The organism is Nocardioides sp. NPDC057772 (assembly GCF_042798075.1).
Taxonomy (GTDB): Bacteria; Actinomycetota; Actinomycetes; order Propionibacteriales; family Nocardioidaceae; genus Nocardioides.
Genome location: NZ_JBHVKN010000378.1, coordinates 1 through 1727, shown reverse-complemented (window position 1 = coordinate 1727; position 1727 = coordinate 1). Strand labels below are relative to the sequence as shown.

Here is a 1727-nt window from a genome sequence, read left to right as displayed (position 1 = left end):
CGTGCCCCTCGCCAACACCGAGGGCTACCCGGTGAGAATCGAGGACGAGACCGGCTGCGACTACTTCGTCGCCCGCACGGTGACCGGGTTCGACCCGACCGCGCCGACGCCCGAGTTCATCAAGAAGCGCCTCGAGCAGGTCGGCGTGCGCTCCATCTCGCTCGGCGTCGACGTCACCAACTACGTGATGTTCGAGCTCGGTCACCCGATCCATGCCTACGACAAGGCCAAGCTGACCGGCCCGATCGTGGTCCGCCGCGCGCACGAGGGGGAGAAGCTGACCACCCTCGACGACACCGTGCGGGAGCTCGACCCCGAGGACCTCGTGGTCTGCGACGACACCGGCCCGATCGGGCTGGGCGGCGTGATGGGCGGTGCGTCGACGGAGATCTCCGAGACCACCACCGACGTCCTCGTCGAGGTGGCCCACTGGGATCCGCGCTCGATGTTCCGCACCGGGCGCCGGCACAAGCTCACCAGCGAGGCAGGGAAGCGAAACGAGCGAGGGGTCGACCCGCTGCTGCCGCCGATCGCCGCCGACCGCGTCGTGGAGCTTCTGGTGGAGTACGGCGGGGGCGTCGCCGAGCCGGGCGTGACCGAGGTCGGCCCGGGGGCCTCGCCGGAGACGCGCAAGCCGCTCACGACGATCACGATCCCGACGTCGCTGCCGTCGAGGATCATCGGTATCGACCTCGATGACAGCACGGTGGTCAAGTGCCTGGAGCTGATCGGCGCCCAGGTGAGGGTCGAGGGCGACAACCTCACCGTGACCGTTCCGACCTACCGCACCGACCTCAACGACCCCTACGACCTGGTCGAAGAGGTCGCCCGCATCGTCGGCTACGACAAGGTCCCCTCGGTGCTGCCGCGCCGGGCGACCGGTCGCGGTCTGACCCGCGCCCAGCAGCTGCGTCGCCGGATCGGCCGTACGCTGGCAGGGGCCGGGCTGGTGGAGGTCGTCGACTTCCCGTTCGTGGGCGAGGCCGACTTCGATCGCCTCGGGCTGCCCGCCGACGACGTCCTGCGCCACACCGTCAAGCTGGCCAACCCGCTCAGCAGCGAGGAGCCCGGCTACACCACGACGCTCCTGCCGGGGCTGCTGAAGGTGGCGGCCCGCAACGTGTCCCGGGGTCAGGACGGGGTCGCCCTGTTCGAGACCGCGACCGTCGCGTTCCCCGTGGACCAGGCCGCGCCGATCTACGGTGTCGACCGGCGCCCGTCGGAGGAGGAGCTCGAGAAGCTGCTCGCCGCGATCCCGCGCCAGCCGCTGCACCTCGCCGTCGTCCTCGCCGGGGAGCGTACGCGGGGTGGCTGGTGGGGCTCCGCCGAGACCGCGTCGTGGGCCGACGCGATCGACGTCGTCCGCCGCCTCGGCACCGAGCTCGGTGTCCCGGTCGAGGTCGCCTCGGCGTCGCGGGCGCCGTGGCACCCGGGTCGCTGCGCGGTCGTCTCCGTGGACGGGGTCGAGTTCGGCCACGCCGGCGAGCTGCACCCCAACGTGTGCAAGGCGTTCGGACTGCCGGCCCGTTCGGCAGCGGTCGAGATCGACCTCCACCTCCTGATCTCGAAGGTGCCCGCCACCGCGGCCGGCCCGGTCTTCTCGACCATGCCGGTGGCCAAGGAGGACGTCGCGCTGATCGTGTCGGCCGACGTCACCGTCGCTGCCGTCGAGGCGGCCCTGCGCGAGGGTGCGGGCGAGCTGCTGGAGACCGTGCGGCTCTTCGACG

General features: G+C 71.7%; 1 protein-coding gene. It reads left to right on the top strand.

Features of this window, described 5'->3' with window-relative positions; all coding sequences use genetic code 11:
- Positions 1-1727: phenylalanine--tRNA ligase subunit beta (locus tag ACFVJS_RS27855; protein WP_378886783.1), on the top strand; the 1727-nt coding region annotated here is incomplete at both ends.